The organism is Pseudohalocynthiibacter aestuariivivens (assembly GCF_018457175.1).
GTDB classification, from domain to species: Bacteria; Pseudomonadota; Alphaproteobacteria; order Rhodobacterales; family Rhodobacteraceae; genus Pseudohalocynthiibacter; species Pseudohalocynthiibacter aestuariivivens.
In genome coordinates this window covers 37310-58873 of record NZ_JAGFNU010000003.1, presented here as the reverse complement: position 1 = coordinate 58873, position 21564 = coordinate 37310, and the positions used below count along the sequence as shown (strand labels likewise).

16 protein-coding genes are annotated in these 21564 nt (G+C 51.5%); 12 read left to right on the top strand and 4 right to left on the bottom strand.

Annotated features, from left to right (window positions below; genetic code table 11):
• Positions 1-2 precede the first annotated feature (2 nt).
• From phnY to J4E70_RS06075, 7 genes are all read left to right on the top strand, one after another.
• Positions 3-1454, top strand: coding sequence for a phosphonoacetaldehyde dehydrogenase (gene phnY / locus J4E70_RS06105; RefSeq protein WP_213888211.1), 1452 nt, complete (start codon positions 3-5; stop codon positions 1452-1454).
• Positions 1455-1512: 58 nt separating this feature from the next.
• Positions 1513-2883, top strand: a complete 1371-nt coding sequence (gene pbfA, locus J4E70_RS06100; protein WP_213888210.1) for a (R)-1-hydroxy-2-aminoethylphosphonate ammonia-lyase — start codon at positions 1513-1515, stop codon at positions 2881-2883.
• Positions 2880-3719, top strand: a complete 840-nt coding sequence (locus J4E70_RS06095; RefSeq protein ID WP_213888209.1) for an EamA family transporter — start codon at positions 2880-2882, stop codon at positions 3717-3719. The genes pbfA and J4E70_RS06095 overlap by 4 nt, the downstream gene beginning before the upstream one ends.
• 126 nt (positions 3720-3845) lie before the next feature.
• The gene (locus tag J4E70_RS06090) at positions 3846-4862 is read left to right on the top strand and encodes a putative 2-aminoethylphosphonate ABC transporter substrate-binding protein (protein ID WP_213888208.1); all 1017 of its coding nucleotides are present in this window, start codon (positions 3846-3848) and stop codon (positions 4860-4862) included.
• 126 nt (positions 4863-4988) lie between these two features.
• Positions 4989-6104 (top strand): putative 2-aminoethylphosphonate ABC transporter ATP-binding protein, encoded by a 1116-nt coding sequence (locus J4E70_RS06085; protein WP_213888207.1) that lies wholly within the window; start codon positions 4989-4991, stop codon positions 6102-6104.
• Positions 6101-8107 (top strand): putative 2-aminoethylphosphonate ABC transporter permease subunit, encoded by a 2007-nt coding sequence (locus J4E70_RS06080; protein ID WP_213888206.1) that lies wholly within the window; start codon positions 6101-6103, stop codon positions 8105-8107. The genes J4E70_RS06085 and J4E70_RS06080 overlap by 4 nt, the downstream gene beginning before the upstream one ends.
• 216 nt (positions 8108-8323) lie before the next feature.
• Positions 8324-9295 carry a response regulator gene (locus J4E70_RS06075; RefSeq protein WP_213888205.1) on the top strand — a complete coding sequence of 324 codons (972 nt, stop codon included), beginning with the start codon at positions 8324-8326 and terminating at the stop codon, positions 9293-9295.
• Positions 9296-9302: 7 nt separating this feature from the next.
• Here J4E70_RS06075 and J4E70_RS06070 read toward each other — a convergent pair whose 3' ends face one another.
• Positions 9303-9875 (bottom strand): cupin domain-containing protein, encoded by a 573-nt coding sequence (locus tag J4E70_RS06070; protein ID WP_213888204.1) that lies wholly within the window; start codon positions 9873-9875, stop codon positions 9303-9305.
• Positions 9876-10094: 219 nt separating this feature from the next.
• Here J4E70_RS06070 and gabT point away from each other — a divergent pair, with 219 nt between their 5' ends.
• The gene (gene gabT, locus J4E70_RS06065; protein ID WP_213888203.1) at positions 10095-11474 is read left to right on the top strand and encodes a 4-aminobutyrate--2-oxoglutarate transaminase; all 1380 of its coding nucleotides are present in this window, start codon (positions 10095-10097) and stop codon (positions 11472-11474) included.
• Between the two features lie 60 nt (positions 11475-11534).
• On the opposite strand, the gene J4E70_RS06060 is transcribed toward gabT, so the two are convergent.
• Positions 11535-13145 carry an FMN-binding glutamate synthase family protein gene (locus tag J4E70_RS06060; protein WP_213888202.1) on the bottom strand — a complete coding sequence of 537 codons (1611 nt, stop codon included), beginning with the start codon at positions 13143-13145 and terminating at the stop codon, positions 11535-11537.
• 491 nt (positions 13146-13636) lie between these two features.
• On the opposite strand from J4E70_RS06060, the gene J4E70_RS06055 reads away from it, so the two are divergent.
• From J4E70_RS06055 to J4E70_RS06040, 4 genes are all read left to right on the top strand, one after another.
• Positions 13637-14602, top strand: coding sequence for a carbon-nitrogen hydrolase family protein (locus J4E70_RS06055; protein WP_213888201.1), 966 nt, complete (start codon positions 13637-13639; stop codon positions 14600-14602).
• Between the two features lie 73 nt (positions 14603-14675).
• Entirely contained in the window at positions 14676-17414 is a 2739-nt protein-coding gene (locus J4E70_RS06050; RefSeq protein WP_213888200.1) for an aminotransferase class I/II-fold pyridoxal phosphate-dependent enzyme, read from the top strand.
• A 14-nt stretch (positions 17415-17428) separates the two neighbouring features.
• A complete protein-coding gene (locus tag J4E70_RS06045) occupies positions 17429-18889 on the top strand; it encodes a biotin carboxylase (RefSeq protein ID WP_213888199.1) in 1461 nt (486 codons plus the stop codon).
• 16 nt (positions 18890-18905) lie between these two features.
• Positions 18906-19877 (top strand): C45 family autoproteolytic acyltransferase/hydrolase, encoded by a 972-nt coding sequence (locus J4E70_RS06040; protein WP_213888198.1) that lies wholly within the window; start codon positions 18906-18908, stop codon positions 19875-19877.
• Here J4E70_RS06040 and J4E70_RS06035 read toward each other — a convergent pair.
• Both J4E70_RS06035 and J4E70_RS06030 read right to left on the bottom strand, forming a co-directional pair.
• Positions 19856-20404, bottom strand: a complete 549-nt coding sequence (locus tag J4E70_RS06035) for a hypothetical protein (protein ID WP_213888197.1) — start codon at positions 20402-20404, stop codon at positions 19856-19858. The two genes, J4E70_RS06040 and J4E70_RS06035, sit on opposite strands and share 22 nt — an antisense overlap.
• A complete protein-coding gene (locus J4E70_RS06030) occupies positions 20404-21501 on the bottom strand; it encodes an alpha/beta fold hydrolase (protein WP_213888196.1) in 1098 nt (365 codons plus the stop codon). Before J4E70_RS06030 ends, J4E70_RS06035 begins: the two co-directional genes overlap by 1 nt.
• Between the last annotated feature and the right edge of the window lie 63 nt (positions 21502-21564).

Sequence of the window (21564 nt, the reverse complement as noted above, 5' to 3'; positions counted from 1 at the left end):
CTATGGGGAAACCACCTATCGAGATGCGCCATGAATCCATGCGGATTGCCGGACGTAAAGTTGACACCGAAGCCCGTGTAGAGGTGCATTACCCCTATACGGACGAGGTGATCGGCTCTGTCCCTGCCGGCACAGCGGAACATGCGCGCGAAGCGTTTGAGATAGCGGCGAATTACAAGCCGACACTCACACGCTACGAGCGCCAGAAAATCCTGCTGAACGTCGCCAAAATCATTGATGAACGCAAGGCAGAGCTTGCGCCAATCATCACGGCGGAACTCGGAATTTCGATCTCTGACAGTCTCTATGAATGCGGGCGGGCCTTTGATGTTTACACGCTGGCCGGTCAGATGTGCATTCATGATGATGGCGAGATTTTTTCGTGCGATTTGACGCCACATGGTAAGGCACGCAAGATATTCACCACGCGCGAGCCATTGCGTGCGATCTCTGCGATCACACCGTTCAACCATCCGCTCAACATGGTCAGTCACAAGATCGCACCAGCGATTGCGACGAACAATTGTATGGTTGTGAAACCAACGGAACTGACGCCGCTGACGGCGATCTGGCTCGCGGATGCCCTGTACGAGGCAGGGTTGCCACCAGAGATGCTGTCGGTCGTGACCGGCTGGCCACAGGATATTGGTGACGAGATGATCACCAACGAACACATCGAACTGGTGACCTTCACTGGTGGTGTTCCGGTTGGCAAGATGATCGCGGGTAAGGCCGTATACAAACGTCAGGTACTTGAACTGGGCGGCAACGACCCGTTCATAATCTGCAATGACCTCAGTGATGATGATCTGGCCAAGGCGGCTGATCTTGCGGTCGCAGGGGCAACCAAGAACTCCGGTCAGCGCTGTACTGCGGTGAAACGTATCCTGTGTCAGGAAAGCGTGGCAGATAAATTTGTAGAGCTCGTTCTGGAGCGTGCCAAGAAAATCAGGTTTGGCGACCCGATGGACCCCAACACCGATCTTGGAACTGTTGTTCATGCGCAGGCCGCAGAGGTTTTTGAGAACCGTGTTTACATGGCTGAAAAGCAAGGTGCCAAGGTGCTTTACAATCCCGGCCGCCAAGGCGCTTTGCTGCCACCGATTGTTGTCGATCATGTACCGCACAGCTCTGAACTGGTGATGGAAGAAACCTTTGGCCCCGTTATTCCGATCGTGCGTGTTCCTGATAACGACGACGAGACAATGGAAATCTCTAACTCCACCGCCTTTGGCCTGTCTGCTGGTGTCTGCACCAATGATTTCCACCGGATGCAGCGCTACATCACCGGACTGGTCGTTGGCACCGTGAACATCTGGGAAGTTCCCGGCTACCGCATTGAAATGTCACCGTTTGGCGGCATCAAGGATAGCGGAAACGGCTACAAAGAAGGCGTTATCGAAGCCATGAAAAGCTTCACCAATGTCAAGACTTTCTCCCTCCCGTGGACTTGAAGAAATTCAATGAAATGGCTGCAAGGCCTTCGGGCCTTGCTTTTTTCCGGGGGACTGCATGAAGAAAACATTTGAACGTTTCAGCCACACGGAAGGGGAGTCGAATACTTCTGAAGCGCGGCAAAAATGGCTCGAAAAATCGATCGGCCCAAATTCTGCACCATTGCTGAAACGAGATTCTGATGCCTTTCTTCATCAAAGCCTTTCAAGTCCCTGCGTGAGCACAATAAAACGCGCCGAAGGCATCTGGATTGAAGATCTGGATGGGCGCCGTTACATGGATTTTCACGGCAATTCGGTGCACCATATCGGATATGGCCATCCAAAACTTGTCGCAGCGATCAAAGCGCAGCTTGATGATTTGCCTTTCGCCCCCCGCAGGTTCACGAATGAGCCCGCAGTTGCACTGGCTGAGAAGCTTGCAGACATTGCGCCGGGCAAACTGAACAAAACGCTGTTTACGACAGGTGGGTCAGATGCCAATGAAGTCGCTCTGAAAATTGCCCGGGCTGCGACTGGGCGGTTCAAGACAATATCGTTCTGGGATTCCTTTCATGGGGCAGGGCTTGGGGCTGCGTCCGTTGGTGGTGAAGCAACCTTCCGCTCGCATATCGCCGGCCCTTTGCTTTCGGGTACAGAGCATGTGGCACCTTTCGCGTGCTACCGCTGCCCCTATAACCACGCGGGGCCTGATGTCTGCGGTCTTGCCTGTGCTGAAATGGTTAAATTTGTGTTGGAACGCGAAGGCGACGTCGCCGCCGTTATTGCCGAGCCTATGCGCGCCGTGCCCTATGTACCACCACCAGGATTCTGGAAGGTGGTGCGCGAGGCCTGTAACGCCCATGGTGCCTTGCTGATCATGGACGAAATTCCAACGGGCCTTGGTAAAACCGGAAAGTTCTTTGCCTTTGAACACGACGATATCGTTCCGGATATTGCGGTTTTGGGTAAGGCGCTGGGTGGCGGGATACTTCCAATTGCCGCCTGTATCGCGCATGAAGACCTGGATGTTTGTGGTGACTTTGCCATTGGGCATTACACGCATGAAAAAAACCCGGTTACAGCACGTGCTGCCCTGACAACGATTGAAATCATCGAAGAAGAGGGTCTTGTCGAACGCTCGGCAAAGCTTGGGCTTTACGCGTTGAACAGACTATCTGAATTTGGCAAAAATTGCCCAATCGTTGGCGATGTGCGCGGGCGGGGTTTGATGTTTGGGGTCGAGATTGTCACGGACAAGGCCAGCAAATCTGCGGGCAAGGATATTGCTGAACAGATTTACTACAAATGTCTGGACGCAGGGCTGAGTTTCAAAATCAGCCAAGGGTGTGTGCTGACCCTTTCCCCGCCGCTTACCATTGCCAAGGCCGATCTTGATCGCGCCCTTGATATTGTGGAAACGGCGATTTCCGAAATGATCCCGGGGTGAGCACGACAGCTTTTGCAATTGTTCTGCTGGCGGCTGTTCTGCATGCTGTCTGGAACGGGTTGGTCAAGGCGTCAGAGGACAGGGCCATTGTGCTGGCGCTGATCTCACTGGGCCATGTTGTATTCGGACTGGTGCTGGTTTTGCTTGCGCCTCTGCCAGCGGTTGCAAGCTGGCCGTTCATTGCTGGATCAACCCTGATCCATTGGGCTTACTATTTTCTTTTGTATCACTCTTACAGGTTGGGCGACCTGTCGCAGGTTTACCCGATAGCACGCGGAATAGCGCCAGTTCTGGTTGCGTTAGGGGCACAGTTTGCGGTGGGTGAGGTTCTGCCTGCCGGGGCGTGGGCCGGCATCTTGATGGTAAGTGCAGGCATCCTGTTGCTGTCCAGACGCGCACTTATGTCTGCAGCGGCGACCAAGGCGACCGGAGCAGCCCTTGCGACCGGGACCTGCATTGCGGCGTATTCGATTGCTGACGGTATGGGTGTGCGTGTTGCGGAGGGCGCAATTGGGTATATAGGATGGCTGTTTGTTTCGGAAATTTTCGTCGTCGGTTTCATTTTCTGGCGACGGGGGCGTGAAATGCTGTTTGTGAAGCGGTCAGTCTGGGCCACGGGAATGGTTGGGGGGCTGGTTTCAGCGGTTGCTTATGGACTGGTGATCTACGCAAAATCATTGACCTTATTGGGTTTGGTGTCCACTCTGCGAGAGACAAGCGTCATCTTTGCAGCGCTGATCGGGGTGCTTTTCCTGGGAGAGCGGCCTTGGAAACCCAGAATTCTAGCTGCAGGGATTGTTCTGGCAGGCGTCATTTTGATGGCAACGTCAATCTGACTTATGTGTTCAGCTGATGGAACGATAAGAATAATAGATTTTAGTTATCGTAAAGCTGTCACAATAATCAAAATACAATACCAAGGTGGGATTCACCCATCGGAATCGTTCTTCAAGGAGTGAGAGATGACCAATTCAAAAAAATGGCTATTAACGTCAGCACTGGCTGTTGGCCTCGCATCTGGTGCGCTGGCCGAAGAGCTCACGGTCTACACGGCTGTCGAAGCCGAAGACCTTGCGCGATACGCCGAAATGTTTAATGCGGATCACCCGGATATTCAGATCAACTGGGTGCGTGATTCAACGGGTGTCATTACGGCCAAGCTGCTGGCTGAAAAAGACAACCCACAAGCAGACGTGATTTGGGGCTTAGCTGCGACCTCATTGCTGCTGTTCAAATCTGAAGGCATGCTGGAGCCCTATGCGCCTGAGGGCGTTGAGCTGCTTGATCCAAAGTTCGTAGACCAAAGCGACCCTCCCCAATGGGTTGGCATGGACGCCTGGGTCGCTGCGATTTGTTACAATACTGTCGAAGCAGGTGCGCTCGATTTACCCGTCCCGACAAGCTGGCAAGACTTGCTTGACCCTGTCTATGAAGGGCATTTGATTATGCCGAACCCGAATTCTTCGGGAACCGGTTTTCTGGATGTGTCCAGTTGGCTGCAAATCTTTGGTGAAGAAGGCGGCTGGGAATATATGGATGGGCTGCACAACAACATTGCACGCTACACCCATTCCGGCTCCGCGCCTTGCAAGCTTGCAGCGTCTGGTGAAATACCAATTGGTATTTCCTTTGCCTTCCGCGGTGCAAAATCCAAAGCAGCAGGCGCGCCGATCGAAATCATCGTGCCAACTGAAGGTGTAGGTTGGGACATGGAAGCAACCGCAATTGTTGCAGGTACTGACAGTCTTGAAGCTGCACAGACTTTGGTTGACTGGAGCATTACGCGCGCTGCCAACGAAATGTACAACACAGGCTATGCTGTTGTTGCTTATCCCGGCGTTGCACAACCAGTCGAGCATTTCCCAGAGAACCTTGCAGAAATGATGATCGATAATGATTTTGAATTCGCTGCAAACAACCGCTCCGCTATTCTTGAAGAATGGCAAAGCCGTTATGACGGAAAATCAGATCCAAAATAAGAGATTTGAAAACCAGGAGAGATCGGTTTTTGCCGATCTCTCCAACGCTAAAACCAGCACGCTTTAGCTTTAACGCATTTTGATCGCATGAAAAATTTCTGCGGTGGCTTAGCAACAGGAACTGCAATGACTACATTCTTGAAAATCCGGGATTTATGGAAATCCTTTGGGCAATTCGTCGCGCTCAGAGATATTTCTCTGGATGTCATAGAAGGTGAATTCCTTTGTTTTCTCGGGCCATCAGGGTGCGGCAAGACCACGCTGCTAAGGGCAATTGCCGGACTTGATATTCAGACTGCAGGTACCATTCATCAGGCTGGAAAAGATGTTTCGAACCTTCCACCAGCAGAGCGCGATTTTGGGATTGTGTTTCAGTCCTACGCACTTTTCCCGAACCTGACGATCAGCGAGAATATCTCCTTTGGCCTCGAGAACGCTGGAAAAAACAAGGCAGAGGTTAAAAAGCGGGTCGACGAGTTGCTGCAACTGATTGGCTTGCCCGAGCAACGTGACAAATACCCAGCACAGCTTTCCGGGGGGCAACAACAACGGATCGCGCTTGCCCGCGCAATCGCGACCTCACCGGGGCTTTTGCTATTGGATGAGCCACTTTCAGCGCTAGATGCCAAAGTAAGGGTGCACCTGCGTCACGAAATGACAGAGCTGCAGAGAAAGCTCAAAGTTACAACTGTCATGGTGACCCACGATCAGGAAGAAGCGCTCTCAATGGCAGACAGGATCGTCGTGATGAACCACGGCGTGATCGAACAGGTGGGCACCCCCACCGAAATTTATACCGATCCGGTGTCGCTGTTTGTTGCGGATTTCATTGGCGAGATGAACCAGGTTCCCGCGGAAGTGACGAAAGAGGGTGAAGTCAGGGTCGGAAACAGGACATTGCTGTGCCGGACGGGTGATTTCGCACCCGGTAGCAAAGTGATTGCCGCGCTTCGCCCCGAAGACGTTATTCCGCATGACAAAGACGTGCGATTGCCGGGTACGCCTGATGTGATTGAAACGCTGCAAAACACATTTGACGTGGTGATAAAGGAAATGGAATTTCTGGGGTCTTTCTGGCGCACATCGGTATCCGATGAAGAGGCCGAAGGTCTGGATCTGACGGCGGATTTTTCAATCAATGCGGTTCGGCGGCTGTCTTTGGCAGTAGGTGAAAAAATTACAGTTGAGCTTCCGGCTGATCGCCTGAAAGCCTTTTCTGAAACCTCGGGGGCGGAACAATGAGTTCTGTCGAATCCATACCGGGTCCAAAGATACGTAAAAAGGTTGGCACGGACGCGCTGATCCAACGTGGGTTTATCGTTGTCATCGCGCTTTACCTGATTATCACCCTTGCTTTTCCGCTTTATGCGATGCTGTCCAAAGCGTTTGAGGTGTATAATTACGATCTTAGCCAGTTCAGCGTTCAGGCGAGCGATGAGGAAGGCAATTTCACAACAGGCCCGGTCACATTATTAGATTTGAACGCTGAACTTGGTTTGCTGGGCGATTCTGATATGGCGGCCAAGGGAGATGGCCGCCTGAGTTTGACGCAGTTTTTTCCGGACTTTAGTTTCAGAAGTCCGGTGATGTACCGTGTTGCCGGAACAGATGAAAAGTCTGTCTTTCTCGTCGGATCAGAACGGCACGTCGGTACCGAAAGCGTGGAGGTCGACAGCAACACCTTTCGCAAGGTCGTTGTAAGGCCGGTCAAAAGCCGCGGTATGTCAAACTTCACGCGCTATTTTTCGACCCCTGCATTGTTCCGTTCGATCGGAAACTCGGTTTTCATTGCGACGGTTTCAACGATCATAACAGTGACGCTTGCATTTTGGTTTGCCTACGCGTTGAGCCGCAGTTGCATGAAATACAAAGGCTTCTTCAGGCTGGTTGCGATGGCACCCATTCTTGTGCCATCCCTTTTGCCGGGTATTGCGCTTGTCTATTTGTTCGGCAATCAGGGCATCCTGAAAGGATTGCTCATGGGGCAGAGCATCTATGGCCCTATCGGAATTGTGATTGGTTCGGTCTTCTTCACATTTCCCCATGCAATGCTCATCATTGGCACGGCCTTGTCGATCTCTGATGCACGACTTTATGAAGCGGCGGTATCCTTGCGGGCCAGCAGGTGGCGTACGTTCTGGACCGTCACAATTCCCGGGGCGCGGTATGGGCTGATCTCGGCGGCCTTTGTTGTCTTCAACCTTGTGATCACCGATTTTGGTCTGCCAAAGGTTATCGGCGGGCAGTTCAATGTTCTGGCTGTTGATATCTACAAGCAGGTGATCGGGCAGCAGAACTTTGAAATGGGCGCGGTTGTGTCTGTTGTGCTTTTGCTGCCAGCCTTGCTTGCCTTTGCAATTGACCGGCAAGTGCAGAAAAAACAAGTCGCGGGTCTGACTGCGCGCTCGGTCGTGTTCGAGCCAAAACCAGACCGCAAGGCAGACACCGGCTGGCTGTTTTACTGCAGCCTTGTTGCAGTTTTCATTCTGGGTATCATCGGAATTTGCCAAATGGCCGCGCTCATCAAGTTCTGGCCCTATGATATGAGCCTTTCGCTGAACAACTACGCCTTTGACCGGATGGATGGGGGCGGGTGGGCCGCCTACAAAAACTCGATCAAGCTGGGGCTTCTCACTGCATTTGTCGGAACGGTTGTGGTTTTCCTCGGGGCTTACATGGTCGAGAAAACCAGCGATTTCACCAAGGGCAGATCAGGATTCCAGATGCTCGCGATGATGCCCATGGCCATTCCGGGCATGGTTCTGGGTCTTGCCTACATCTTCTTCTTTAATAACCCAGCGAACCCTTTGAATTTCATCTACGGGACGATGGCGATATTGGTCGTGTCGACAGTGACCCACTTTTACACGGTTTCTCACCTGACTGCGGTGACGGCCCTTAAGCAGATGGATACGGAATTCGAGAGCGTGGCCTCGTCACTCAAGCAGCCATTTTACAAGCTCTTTGCGCGAGTCACAGTGCCGGTCTGTATGCCTGCAATACTGAACATCTCGATCTATCTGTTTGTGAACGCGATGACGACGGTTTCTGCTGTGGTGTTCCTGTATTCAACCGATACAGCACTTGCGTCTATCGCGGTTCTGAACATGGATGACGCAGGCGATATCGCACCAGCCGCCGCTATGGGCATGATGATATTTTACACGAACGCAGCGGCCAGATTACTGCATGCCGTGGGATCGCGCGCTATTCTGAAGCGTTCAGAAGCGTGGCGCCAGCGTTAGCTGTTTTGTTGCTAAAGCCTGAAGTTCAGACAAAATGCTGAGCCAGAGATTTGTTCTGAAAAATGTGTAACTCGTATCAAAAAGGGTTAGAAAAGCGGTATTTACCCTTGAATTGGCGGGCAAAAACACGATTAGGCCACAATATCTCCATAAATATTTATGCACTGTTCCCTAGGCTGAATCCAAATGCAGCGCATGCAACTATGGAGTTTAGGGATGAAAGTTCTGGCAGTAGATGATGACGAGTTCATTGCAGAGCTAGTACCGTTGCTTTTGTCGAATTGCGGGGATCACGACGTTTCGATCAGCATGTCTGCTGAAGAGGCACTGACGACAATCGCAAACGAAGACGACAGATTTGACTGCCTGTTTCTCGATATCCAGATGCCTGGAATGAGCGGGATCGAACTTTGTGGAAAAATCCGTGCATTGCCCGGATATCGCACAACGCCAATCTTCATGCTGACGGCAATGAACGACAAATCTTACATCGATCAGGCCTTCGCTGCTGGTGCTACCGATTATGTCACAAAACCCTTCGATGTTATGGCAATTGGAGAAAAAATTCTGGCGGCGGAAAACCTGATTGCAGAGCAAAAAGAAAACTGGACTCGTCAGTTTTCCGAACCAACATGCCAAGCCGATGGTTCAACTGACGCAAAAGTGGAGTTTTCGGATGCAAATAGTCTGGAAATGATAGAGGGCGCGGTCGAATATGACGTGCTTTCAAATTACCTAAATCAACTTTCCAAGTCGCGGCTCTACAATTCAACGATCTTTGCCGTGAAGGTCGATCAGGCCGAAATTATTCACACGCAGGGCAGCTCTTCGGAATTCTTGCGTCTCGTGAAAGAAGTTGGCTGCGCTATATCCGAAACACTGATGTCCAGGGGCTTTTTCCTGATGTCCTACGTTGGAAAAGGCGTCTTTGTTTGTATTTTCCAGAATTCGGGCCGTGAAAGCCACGAGTTGCTGGAGCAGCATACCCAGCAACTTATTCAAAGTAAGCAGCTGAGCTATGACAACGGAACCCCAGCAGTCGTCAGCGTTTCAATGGGTGATCCGTTGAAGCCACATCTTAGTTTTTCAAAGAGCCCTGATCGTATTTTTCAACTGGCGATCACGCGTGTTGCAGGAAAACCCATGCAGACCATGCCCTATGAAAACAAACATCGGTGGGTGTCTTAAAGCCGGATTAGAAGGTTGGAGGGGTGCTGGCGCTTACGATCACGCACTCCTGCTGGCCTGTGTTACGAAACCTGTGCGGCAGGCGACTGTCAAAGATATAACCATCCCCCGCGCTTAGAACACGAACCTGATCGCTGACGGTGATTTCAATCGAACCGCTTATGACAACACCCGCTTCCTCCGCCTCATGCGAAAGAAGTTCGACACCGGTATCGGATTCAGGCGGGTAGGTTTCGTACAGCATCAGTAGCGCGTGATGGGATGAGCCGCCGATCTGCCTCAAAGACACCTGTGCAGATGCCCCCGGGCTGTCGCCTGAAACTTGCGGCGCAATCTCGGTGAACTCGCTGGCGGTGAAAAAATACTTCGGCGTGTTTTCATCGTCAAATGAAGAAAAGAATTCCGACATGCTCATGGGAATGGCGTCGAGCAGGCTTTTAAGCGATGCGATGGAAGGGCTGGTCTTGTTCTTCTCAATCAACGAGATTGTGCCATTCGTCAAACCGGCCCGACTAGCAAGTTCCCGCTGAGACAATCCGCGCTGTTTTCTTACAGATTGTAGCTTTTTTCCGATATCCAATTGACTGGCCTTTTGTGGATCACACCCTGAATTCTTATATTGTTCAATGCATTATTTATCGTTGCCGCATCACAATGACAAAGCGGAAAGCAAAACAGAGTATTTTTAGTGTTTTGAATCGCGATTTATTTTAGTATTTCGCATGATTGACAATTAAAATAAACACCGTATTGAAATACTAAACAGTTCAAGCCGTCACGTTATGAAGGAAAGTTTATTATGGCAAATGTTGTGAAAGAGAAACCCGCGAGAGCGCGTGCGAAGAAAAAAGCCAAAATCGAGGTTGTTTCAAGCGCGACGCCAGACGCTAAAACCAATGCTTCGCTTTTGGCGCGCCGTCAGGCGGCGGTACCACATGGGGTTGCATCAGCGGCACCTGTTTTTGCAAGCCACGCAGAAAACGCAGAGCTATGGGATGTTGAAGGCAACCGCTACATCGACTTTGCTGGCGGCATTGCGGTTTTGAACACGGGTCATCGCCATCCGAAGGTGGTTGAGGCGGCGAAAGCCCAGGAAGATCACTACACGCACACCAGCTTTCAGGTTGTACCTTACGAGCCTTATGTTGCACTTGCTGAAAAGCTGAATGCACTCGCACCCGGCGATTTTGCCAAGAAAACGCTGCTGGTGACCACAGGTGCCGAAGCTGTCGAGAACGCGGTCAAAATTGCGCGTGCTGCAACTGGTCGTACAGGTGTTATTGCCTTCACCGGCGCCTATCATGGCCGCACGCTGCTGACCTTGGGTATGACCGGGAAGATTTCGCCTTATAAGAAGGACGTTGGCCCGTTCCCTGCCGATGTCTTCCGTGCTCCGTTCCCAAGCAAGCGCAACGACATTACAGTTGCTGATGCTTTGACGGCGCTGGAAAATCTTTTCCTGACAGATGCGCAGCCAGATCGTATTGCAGCAATTATTCTGGAGCCGGTGCTGGGCGAGGGCGGGTACTACCCTGTCCCGACCGAACTGATGCAGGCCCTGCGCGGAATTTGCGACAAACACGGTATTCTGCTTATTGCTGATGAAGTTCAGGCAGGGTTCGGCCGTACCGGCACATGGTTCGCTATCGAGCATTCCGGTGTTGTTCCTGACCTTATCACCGTCGCCAAAAGTATGGCGGGCGGCTATCCGATCGCTGGTGTCATTGGCCGTGCCGACGTTATGGACGCGCTGGCGCCCGGTGGCCTTGGCGGAACCTACGGTGGCAACCCTGTTGCCTGTGCAGCCGCGCTTGCCGCGATTCAGGCAATCGAGGAAGAGGGGCTTTTGGCCCGCTCGACAGCACTTGGGGAACATTTCCGCAGCCGTTTTGCAGAAATTGGTGCCCGTGCTGCCCCCTACCGGATGTGGGACATCCGCGGTTTGGGCGCAATGCTTGCCGTTGAGTTCGTAACGGATTTTGAAACCGCAACTCCAGACGCTGCTCTGACCAAATCGGTTTGTGCGCATGCGCTGAAACGCGGTCTGATCCTGCTGTCTTGTGGCATGCACGGAAATGCGGTTCGCATCATGGTGCCATTGACCGCGTCTGATGAGATTATCGAAGAAGGTTTGAGTATCTTTGAAGAGGCGCTGACTGCAGCCGTTGCAGAGCAATAAACCGCCCCTGAAAAGCAACTTCTCTGATAAAAGGCGCATAGCGTTCTATGCGCCTTTTTCTTATTGAACGGGCTGAAAACTTTCTGCGCGCGCTCGGTTCCAACGCTCTTTGTAGCCAGATTGGTCTGCACCTTTTTTCAGCAAGAACCCTTCGGGTAAATAGGGGTAGGCTTCATCGCCTGTGACCATCTGTGCATCGCTTTGGCGCGTCATAAAATGATGCGGCAGGAAGTGCCGTGGATCTGACAGGCCAGCGGCGCCTGCCATCTCTCCAAGCGCTTTAAGTGTGTTGTCATGAAACCGGGCAACACGCTGGCTTTTGTTGTTCACGTCAAGCGCGTGCTGACGAAGCGGGTCTTGGGTTGCGACACCAACCGGGCAGTGGTTGGTATGGCAGGCCTGCGCCTGGATACAGCCGATCGCGAACATGAAGCCGCGCGCTGAATTCACCCAATCTGCGCCAAGGGCCAATGCGCGTGCAATGTCGAACGCGGTGATCAGCTTGCCCGCAGCACCAATTTTTACCTGATCACGCAATCCCGCACCACGTAGCGTGTTGTGAACGAAAGTCAGCCCTTCGGTCATCGGCATTCCGACGTGGTTTGCAAATTCTACAGGGGCAGCACCCGTGCCACCTTCGGTGCCATCAACGACAATGAAATCTGGCACGACGCCGGTTTTCAGCATCGCTTTAACGATGCACATGAATTCGCGCCGGTGCCCGATACAAAGTTTGAATCCGACGGGTTTGCCACCTGATCTTTCGCGCAAAAGATCCAGAAACTCCATCATTTCTATCGGTGTGGAAAAAGCACTGTGCGACGCTGGCGAGACACAGTCCTGCCCCATCGGCACCCCACGCGCTTCGGCAATTTCGGGCGAGATTTTTGAGGCGGGCAACATGCCCCCATGCCCGGGCTTAGCGCCCTGGCTGAGTTTGACTTCAATCATCTTAATCTGATCACTTGCAGATTGTTCTGCAAACCTGTCTGCGTTAAAGCTTCCATCATCTGCGCGACACCCGAAATATCCTGAACCAACTTCATAAATCAGATCGCCGCCACCTTCACGGTGGTATCTGCTGACCCCACCTTCGCCCGTGTCATGGGCGAAGCCGCCTATTTTCGCACCGGTGTTCAAAGCCAGAATTGCATTCGCTGAAAGGGCACCAAAACTCATCGCGGAAATATTATAAAGCGACGCATCATAAGGCTTTTTACAGGCGTCATTCCCAATTCTGACCCGAAAATCTGTATCTGTCAGGTGAACGGGCTGTATCGAATGCGTGAGCCATGCGTATCCGGCGTCATAAACGCGTTTACGGGTGCCAAAAGGACGTTTGTCTTCCACACCTTTGGCGCGCTGGTATACAAGCGAACGGTCATCGCGGCTAAAGGGTTCTTCATCCTGATCGCTTTCGATCAGGTATTGGCGGATTTCCGGGCGAACACCCTCAAAAAGGAACCGCATATGCCCCAGCACCGGGTAATTTCGCAAAATAGAATGGCGGGGCTGGGTGACATCATGAACCCCAAGGGCGGTGAGGGCTGCGAAAAACAAGGCTGGTACCAGCATCCAAGCAAACCAATATGCTGCAACAAGAGACAGAACCGTCAAAAGGGCGACGCCTAAAAACACCGCGTAGCGCTCCAATGATATGAGTTTCGACATTAACCATTTCTCCCGTCCCTAATTTGGGGTGCTGTTTTACGTGCCACCTTTTGGGCAACATTATCGCAACAAAAAATTAATGCAAAAGACATCGCGCTTGTTGGCTTCTCAAGATTTTTTTGCCAGGCACATTTTACTTGCTCAAGAAACAAGTGATTAGAATAATAAACAGTACATCTGGTGATTCAATTTGAATATATCTGTTGACAAAACTCAGAAGTAACAGATTGTGGTAAGTCCATAGACAGGTAAAATTAAGATAAAGCTCATAATTAGTCATGGAATTAAGTGCGGAATGGGACGTCTTTACTGAATATGATGTGCAGCGAACAACGCAGTTTGAAGGTTCTTTACAACGCTTGTGGCGTTGTTTTTATTAAGCGACATTCTGCTATTTCGGTTCTAGGTATTAGGGGGTAAGAGGTGCGCAACGCAGATTCTTACGGTTTTGTTCCAGATGGAGCTGTCTGCGCTTATGGAGACTTTTCTGTATGACCCCTTTCGCAATCGCCGGCGTTCAGATGTATGTGAACGCGCTACAATCAAATGTCGACTACATGATCCAGCGGTTGGATATTGTGATGCTGCGGTTCCCGTGGACGCAAATGGTCCTGTTCAGCGAGCTGGCACCATTTGGCCCGTTGGATCGTTTTGCTCTGCCGAGAGAAAATGACGTTGTTGACCGGTTTCGCGAGGCGGCTCGTCGTCACAAGGTCTGGCTCATTCCCGGATCGATGTTTGAAAAAGCAGAAGACGGGCGTGTGTTTAATAGCTCAGTCGTGATTAACCCGGACGGGGATATCGTGGCGCGTTACAGTAAAATGTTCCCATTTCGCCCCTATGAGGCGGGGATCACAGCCGGAACCGATTTCTGCGTTTTTGATGTCCCCGAAGTTGGGCGTTTTGGACTGTCGATTTGCTATGACATCTGGTTCCCGGAGACCACCAGACAACTGACAAGCCAGGGTGTTGAGGTTCTTTTGCATCCCGTTCTTACGGGTACAACAGACCGTGACGCAGAGCTTGCTATCGCGCGCGCAACAGCAGCGCAATTTCAGTGCTATGTCTTTGATGTCAATGGCTTAGGTGCCGGGGGTGTCGGTAAGTCTTGCGTAATTGATCCGGCCTCGACCGTACTGCACCAATCCGGCGGGCAGGAAGACATGTTCCCCATCGAGATTGACTTGAGCATGGTTCGGCGCCAGCGTGAAACCGGTATGAAGGGTTTGGGGCAAGTCTTGAAAAGTTTCCGCGACCGGTCTGTCGACTTTTCTGTCTACGACCGTAACAGCGGGACGGATGCTTTTTTGCATACGCTTGGACCTCTTGAAATTCCCCAACAAGGCTCGCGCGCAGGGCTGCGCGTTGATGTTCCGACAGACGATCAGCCAGTAAAAGAAACCAGAAACCGGGCTCATGGGATTTCATCCTTTCTGGGCAAGATATCTAGCGGCTAAGCGACCAGACAGTTCACGAAAAACGTTCTTGGAATTGCATTGGTCGTTCGCTTAAAAAAGTGGAGAACGACTGATGCAATCTGTGAATGACTACTATTCTGCGATCCAGCTCCGTTCAGATCGCTGGAGCGCATTGCGCGAAGTGACAAGGTCGCTTTCTAATGATCCGCAATGCAAGAAATCCGGAGAACTGCACAAAAAGATAGAGGAGTTGTTCAACTCTCTCGCGTTGATAGAGCCGTACTGGGCCTTCCCCGGGATGTCAGCCTTTGATCACATGCGGCGCCAGTTTGAGCATCGCAAATATGAAGATCTTGCGTTTTCCGTACATCGTGTGACTCGCGCACTTACAACAGGTGCCTATCGTAGGCGCCATATACCTCTTGAGCGGGATTCAGTCGACAAAGAGGAACATGACGACGAGGCCATGCTTTCCCCGGAAGCGCGTGCCATGAGCAAACCCTATTTCGAGGTACTGATCGTTGACGAGGTGAACGAGCATCAGGAACGTTGGTTGAAAAGCAATGTTTTACGTATGCGGCGGCCTGAAGACCCTTACCTTTTCGAAGCCGTGGTTGTGCCAAGCCTAGAGGATGCGCTAATTGCCATCCTGTTTAATCATAATATTCAGGCCATTGTTGTCCGGCCTGGGCTTGTCCTGAAGTCAAAACTTGATCAGCCAACACTTGCACGGTACCTGAACCGCGCTGGTGGGCAGGAAGAACTGGAAGCTTTGCGGCCCGAAGACTATGGTCCGGAATTGTGCCGCCTGATTGCAAGGGTGCGACCAGAACTAGACGCTTATCTTGTTACAGAACGCTCTGTCGAAGATATCGCAGGTTTGGATTTAGGCATATGTCGCCGTGTTTTCTATAACCAAGAAGATTTCATGGAACTGCACCTTAACATTCTGAGAGGGGTGCAAGCGCGCCAAAAAACACCGTTTTTCACCGCACTGGTTGAATATTCAAAGCAGCCTACAGGCGTCTTTCACGCGATGCCGATCAGCCGCGGAAAATCCATTTCGCGAAGTCACTGGATACAGGATATGGGGGCTTTTTACGGCCCGAATATTTTTCTTGCGGAAACTTCTGCCACCTCGGGTGGGCTTGACAGTTTGCTGGAACCGCATGGTCCCATCAAAGAAGCGCAGGAACTGGCCAGCCGTGCCTTCGGGTCAAAACAGACCTTTTTTGCAACAAACGGCACCTCGACATGCAATAAGATCGTCGTGCAAGCCCTTGTTCGTCCAGGAGATATCGTGCTGGTCGACCGCGATTGCCACAAATCGCATCACTACGGTATGGTGCTGAGCGGTGCGCAGGTTGTGTACCTCGACAGCTACCCCCTTAATGAATACTCGATGTATGGCGCGGTTCCGTTAAGGGATATCAAGCACCAATTGCTTGCGCTTAAGGCTGCGGGCAAGCTTGACCGCGTTCGGATGCTTTTGCTGACCAACTGTACGTTTGACGGTATTGTCTACAACGTCGAGCGCGTGATGGAGGAATGTCTGGCGATTAAGCCAGATCTTATTTTCCTTTGGGATGAGGCCTGGTTTGCGTTTGCGCGTTTTGGCCCGACATATCGTCAGCGTACCGCGATGAATGCCGCCAATGTACTTCGAGAGAAGTTCAGAAGTGAGAGCCATCTCAAAGCGTATGAAAAACAGCAGGAAAAGTTAAAGGATGCGGATACGGAAACCCTGCTGAACACACGGCTTATCCCGCCGCCCAATGCGCGGGTCAGGACCTATGCGACGCAATCAACGCATAAAACCCTTACTAGCTTGCGACAGGGCTCCATGATCCATGTGAACGATCAGGATTTCAAAGGTGAGGTCGAACAGTCTTTTCACGAAGCCTACATGACCCACACATCGACATCGCCCAACTATCAGATCATCGCGTCGCTTGATGTCGGTCGCCGTCAGGTCGAACTGGAGGGTTTCGAATTTGTTCAGCGTCAGGTCGAGGCCGCCATGTCGATGCGGCGTGCTATTTCAACGCACCCGTTGCTTCAGAAATACTTCAAAGTCCTGACCGCGGGTGACATGATTCCTGAGAAGCATCGCGAAAGCGGTGTGACGAGCTATTACGACTCTGAACAGGGTTGGACAGATATCTGGGATTGTTGGGAAAAGGACGAATTCGTTCTGGATGCGACGCGCGTAACCCTTGCCGTTGGTGGCACCGGTTGGGATGGGGATACGTTCAAAACTGATATTCTGATGGATCAATACGGTATTCAGATCAATAAAACCTCGCGCAATACGGTTTTGTTTATGACGAACATCGGGACAACACGTTCGTCTGTTGCCTATCTTATCGAGGTTCTGGTCGAAATTGCCAAAGGGCTGGACGACCTTCTTGATGATGCGTCGCGCATGGAACGGTTGTCGTTCGACCGGCGTGTTAAAAATCTGATGGAAGATTTGCCTCCGTTGCCAGATTTCAGCCGTTTTCACGATGCTTTCCGGAAAGACAATGTGACGTCTGAAGGAGATATCCGCAGCGCCTTTTTCCTAAGTTACGACGAGAATAACTGTGACTACCTGGAACTCGACGGGTCCGTAAAAGCGGCAATGGATAGCGGGCAAGAGGTTGTATCAGCCTCTTTCATAATACCTTATCCACCGGGTTTCCCGATCCTTGTGCCAGGGCAGGTCGTCAGCAAGGAAATCCTTGCCTTTATGCGCGCCCTGGACGTGAACGAAATTCACGGTTATCGCGCCGATCTGGGTCTGCGGGTGTTTACGCCCGAAGCTTTAGCGTCTCAGATTAAATTAAAACTTCCCACTGCAGCCGAATAAGAAGAGGAAATATTATGCCAGCAACAGTGCTTAAAAATATCTCGGAAATCCGTCGGTTTTTTCACCGGAACGAGGACCCCATCTATTTTATTTCGGCAACCAACTTTAATCTGTTGGGCCTTGATGAGTGGGTCAAGAATTTCAAATATATCTGCTACATCGATTGTTACGGCGGCAAACACCCGAATGTCTTCTGCCCATCGGAACAACCGCACGCGGAATTCCAATCGATCGAGGATATCAATAACTATCTGTTGCAGCACAAGGAAGTTATCGACTTTATCAAACGGCGTGGTGGCAAGCCCAAGTTTGTATTCCTGATGTTTGACGAAGAAACAGAGCGTCTTTCAAAAGAACTTGGTGCGGAAGTCTGGTTTCCAAAGGCGAAGCTGCGGACAAATATGGACAACAAAATCGAGACCGTCCGCATCGGCAACAAAGCAGGCGTTCCTTCGGTGCCGAATGTTTTGGCGGATGTCAAAGATTACGCAGACCTGAAGAAGACCTGCGAAAAAGCCGGGATTGGTCATGACCTTGTGCTTCAGTCTGCTTTTGGGGATTCAGGTCACACGACGTTCTTTATTAAATCCGAGGCCGACTTTCGCCGCCACGAACATGAAATCGTGGGCGAGGGCGAGATCAAGATCATGAAGCGGATCGATTGTCGAGGTTCTGCGATCGAGGCATGTGCCACAAAAGAGGGGACCATTGTTGGTCCGCTAATGACGGAACTCGTTGGCTTCAAGGACCTGACACCCTATCGCGGTGGCTGGTGTGGAAACGAGATTTTGTCGACTGCCTTTCCACCCAAAGTACGGCAACGGGCAAGGGAACTGACGTTCAAATTTGGTGAACAACTCAGAAAAGAAGGCTACCGCGGCTACTTTGAACTCGACTTTCTGATCGACAAAAAAACGGGCGACCTTTGGCTTGGTGAACTTAACCCAAGGATCACCGGGGCGTCGTCAATGACGAACCACGCGGCCTTTGCCCATGCGGACGCGCCGTTGTTCCTGTTCCATCTGCTCGAATTCTCGAAAAAGAAATTCGATCTGGATGTAAATGAACTAAATAACCGCTGGGCCGACCCGTCAATGATCGACAGTTGGTCGCAGATGGTTATCAAACATACCGATGACAGTGTAGACATTTGTACCGAAGTTCCGGAAACCGGCATTTACAAAATGCTTTCTGACGGAAGTGTGATCTTTGACAGGTTTGACTATCACCGCCGCGCGGTAGAGAGCGAAAACGAAGCTTTCTTCTTGCGTATTCTGCAGCCGGGTGATTATCGGTATGAAGGTGCTGACATTGGCATTCTTGTGACTCGTGGTCGCTCGATGACGAAAAACTTTCAGCTTAACGAAAGAGCGAAACGATGGATTCACGGCATAAAACAGTCCGTCGCGGCAAGGCCCTTACCAACGGTCGAAGCAAGCCCATCCTTGGCGGACCCAGCCTTCAAAATCCTCTGACAAAAGGCGATAGCCAATGATGTGGCGCGCAATATCCGAGGCAGAGCCCGGGCCAAAATGGGCCGGGCTGTTTCAGGAATACTGGCCTGATTACAAACGCTGGTGGCTGAAGGAAGGCGACAGCGCCCGTCCAAGCTATGGCGAAAGCCGCCGCGCGCTGGTCAAGCATATGCCGGAAATCGTACCGCTTTATGATCAGCTGTGTGAACTTGCTGGCGGGGGCGATCAGGCCGCGCGATTCTTAAGCTTTTACTGTCCTCCACCTTATCTGGCTGGCTGCAGTCAGGCGATTTGGCCGGGTAAAGAGCCGGTTCTTGTGCGCAACTATGACTATAGCCCGACCGCCTTTGACAGTTTGATATTGCACACCAGCTGGCAAGGTCGGCGCGTGCTTGGCACCAGCGACGGGCTTTGGGGTATGGTTGACGGGATGAACGATGCAGGGCTTGCATTATCGCTCACATTTGGTGGCCGTCGTGTCGTGGGCGAAGGGTTCGGTGTGCCGCTTATCCTGCGATATGTTTTACAAACCTGCACCACCACAGAAGAGGCGGGGGCAGCGCTAGAGCGGCTTCCGACCCATATGAGCTATAACGTCACCGTTCTGGATGCGAAGCGACGTTACCTTACGGTGATGATGTCGCCCGACAAGCCTGCGTTGGTGACGCGCGCAGCGGTTGCTACAAACCACCAGGAAACCGTGGAATGGGTCAGCCACGCCCGGTTTACTGCGACCGTTGAAAGAGAACGCTACTTACTGCAACGCCTTACACTGCATCGAGACCCGGAAGAAAAGTTCATCAAGGCATTCTTGAAGCCACCGCTCTATTCGATCGCGTTTTCTGCGGGTTTTGGAACGCTTTACACGGCGGTCTACCGGCCGCGAAAACGCCAGATGGAAATTCGCTGGCCGGGCACCGTTTGGCCTTTGTCGCTTGACGATTTTCAGGAAGGTGGGCGGAGTGTTCAGATCCCGGGCGCTGCCTGATGCGCAGCGCTTAAGGCTGCGGCAGCACGTCGATATGAAATAGATTGCGAAACCAACCCAAAGAGAACTGGCAAGGCATAACTTTGCGCGAGGAGCTTTACAGGCAAGTCCGAGACGCTGCCACCGCTTGAAAGAACAACTGTGGCTACAATCACCGTGTTTAGACTGCCAACGATCAGGCCAAGCGACACTGCGCGTACAGGAATGCCGTGTTGCAATGCCGTCTGGATGAACGGTTTTTTCTGAAAGGTAGAATTCTGAGTTTTCAACATATCCTTTACCGCTTTTCGAATGGCGATTACTTGTGAAATGGCGACTACGAAGAATGGCGTCAGATAAACAAGAGTGAGCGGAAGATACTGAATTTGTTCTTCTCCGAATAGCGCCAACCACTGGTTCACAAGCGTAAGAATGCTACCAATTATCAATGAGATGATCGCTGCACGAAGAAGGACACCCTTGAACACCGAGGGTGGCGAAGCCGCCGCGATAACCTGCGTGAAGGTATTGTTCGTTTGTTTTTGCATCACGATACTTTCAGCTTACGCGTTGTTTCACGCAGGGGTTTTTCTCTGGCCGATTTTGCCGTCTTGAATTTTTCACTACTTGGACCAACATCCAAGATGATATCGGCGATAAGGTCGGGGTGTTCGGATGTTGTAAGATGGCCGCCTGGCAAAATCCGAACGTCAAGACCCTCTGCGCCCAACCGTTCCTTAGCGAGATACGCTTGCCGGCCTTCAAATGGGTCTTGCTCGCTGCCGACCACATGGAATGAAACGGCGTCTCGCATACTCCTGTAGAGGCGGCTCAGATCCATTCTTTCGGCATTCTTTTTGTGGTAGCTCACGAAATCGGCGGATTTGCTCATGGCGTAGATGCCTTTGCGACGCCCGATTGCATCGAAAAGTTGTTCTATTTCCTCGGCCGTGACTTTGTAATCTTTTGACCACAAGGGTTTCATAAGCTCGGCAAAGATGGTTTTTGATCGTTGTGCGAGCGAGGTGACAAAGCCGCCCATCCAGGATTTCAGGATTGGCGTTGTGAACCATGGATGCGAATGACCATCTGCATAAAGACCGCCATTCATCAGCAATACACCTTCGATCCGGGTCTCAGGTTCGATACCCGCTTTAATGAGGTCTTCCTGACGGCAAAGAAGTTCAAGCGTGACGAGCGACGAGTAATCAAAGCTGAAGATGAATGTGGATTTGATTCCGTTTGCTTTCCACAACGCTTCCATCATATCGGCGCGTTCTATGGTGCTGTAGGGGTAATCTGCTGGCTTGTCAGAGTCGCCCAGGCCGACATAATCAAAGAACAGCCTGTGGCCGATGTTTTGTCCGGACAAATGCTGGTTGACGCGTGACCAACCGTAGGAGCCATCCGGCCAACCCGGCATAAACGATGCCCAGACAGAGCCGTCAGTTTGTGTTTCGTCTTTGTCGATGCGGGTGTGGATTTGAACGATTTTTTTCGCTTCACCGTTTTCGCCATTTAGCAGGAATTTCTTGTTCTTCGTGTCGTAAAACACTCGTTTTCCTGCGCTAAACCAATCGTTGGCGCGGATCGTTTTAGCTGGGTTTATGTTTGCGGCGGATTTTGCATTTGGGGGTGTTTCCATTGGTCGTCTCCGGAGCTTTAAGTTTGCCTGAGCAGTTCTTGTTGATTAACGTGTATATACACG